The sequence below is a fragment of the Flavisolibacter ginsengisoli DSM 18119 genome (genome assembly GCF_900129295.1).
Taxonomy (GTDB): Bacteria; Bacteroidota; Bacteroidia; order Chitinophagales; family Chitinophagaceae; genus Flavisolibacter; species Flavisolibacter ginsengisoli.
Genome location: NZ_FQUU01000050.1, coordinates 1 through 1869, shown reverse-complemented (window position 1 = coordinate 1869; position 1869 = coordinate 1). Strand labels below are relative to the sequence as shown.

Annotated in this window: 1 protein-coding gene and 1 pseudogene; both read left to right on the top strand. The window is 43.4% G+C overall.

Features of this window, described 5'->3' with window-relative positions:
• Positions 1–639, top strand: a 639-nt coding sequence (locus BUA53_RS20860; RefSeq protein ID WP_217653049.1) for a hypothetical protein, incomplete at its 5' end; no start/stop codon positions are given.
• A 129-nt stretch (positions 640–768) separates the two neighbouring features.
• A pseudogene (locus BUA53_RS20855) lies at positions 769–1869 on the top strand (hypothetical protein); the annotation flags it as partial.

Below are 1869 nucleotides of genomic sequence, written 5' to 3'. Positions count from 1 at the left end.
GGTACGATCACCAGGACATGGACAGCGACGGATGTGTGCGGAAATACAACAACAGCGACCCAGGTCATCACGGTACAGGATAAGACAGCACCAGTAGTTGATTGTCCTCCATCGCAAACCTTCTGCATTGTGCCAGATAACAATTATATAATTCCTCCAATTAGTGCAACAGATAACTGCAGCAGCAATTTGACGATTAGTTACGATGTTTCTGGGGCCACCACTCCAAGAAGCGGTACTGGGACTGATGCAAGTGGAATATTTAATGTTGGGGTTTCAACAATCAAATGGACAGTTACAGACGCATGTGGTAATACTACAAATTGCACAACAACAGTAACTATCAATCCATTGCCAGATCCCGTTATCACAGGCCCAGACCCTACTTGTGTAAATACCGGAACAGTAACTTATACTGTTACTCAGGTTGGTTGTAATACGTATGATTGGACAGTTTCTGCTGGTGGAACAATTATCGGTTCAAATACTGGTAGCTCAATAGTAGTTCAATGGACAACCACTGGGCCACAGACTGTAACAATTACTGAAACTGTTTGTGGAACTGGTTGTAAGAAGACAGTTACTAAGGACATTACTGTTAATCCAAAACCAATAACAACACCAATTACGCATGATTAATGTAAAGGATAGAAGATATAAGTATTGGTATAATAAACTACCTGTTCCCGAAGGGATCAGGTAGTTTATAAATTATATGATTTGACATTAAAATGTCAGAAAAGGGTATCTGGATAGGGTACTGGTATTATGAATAAACGCCTACTACACATATCTGTTTTAGCAATTACGCTACTGTTTTGCGCTTTAAATAGCGCAGCGCAGATGGCTATGCCAGATAATGTATGTGTAGGTACCACAAAGACTTACCAGGTAAATGACCCCAGTGTTCCTTCAACTTATACGTGGACAATCGATGGAGTTATACAATCAAGTACCACTAATAAGTTGACAGTAACCTGGTCAAGTCCAGGAACTTATCTTATCACTGTTCAGGAGCATACTGCAGCAGGATGTGATGGTGATTTACAATCGGGATATGTATTCGTACATCCTCCAAGTAGTAAAATCATAGATACGACAGTATGTGAATTGAAACTTCCTTTTAACTGGAATGGGCAGGAAATTAGTTCTTCAGGCCAGTTTATTGCATCATTTAAAAATATTTGGGGTTGTGATAGCACGGTGACTTTAATTGTAACACTCACAACTCAGATCACACCGACTCTTGCACCAATTGGCCCACTGTGTCAGAATAGTACTGCTCCTGTATTGCCAACGACATCCATCAATGGCATTACAGGAACGTGGTCTCCAGCAACGATAAACACAGCCACACAAGGTTCAACGACGTACACCTTTACGCCGGATGACGGCCAGTGCGCCACGCCAGCTACCATAGATGTAGTAATCACCGACCAGGTAACACCAACGCTGGCACCAATAGGGCCTTTGTGTCAGAATAGTAGTTCGGCTTCACTGCCAACGACATCTACCAATAATATTACTGGTACATGGAGTCCATCTACTGTGAACACTTCAACGGTAGGCATAACGACCTATACCTTTACCCCTGATGCAGGCCAGTGTGCAACTCCGGTTACAATCGATATTGAGATCACAACTCAGTTGACCCCGACTTTTGCACCAATAGGGCCTTTATGTCAAAATAGTAGCGCACCTGCTCTGCCATTGACATCTCTTAATGGTATAACGGGAACGTGGTCGCCAGCTGCCATAAGCACGACTACGCAAGGTAGCACGACCTACACCTTTACACCTGACGCAGGCCAGTGTGCCAATACAGCTACACTGACTGTGACGGTGACACCGAAGCAGACACCGACGTTT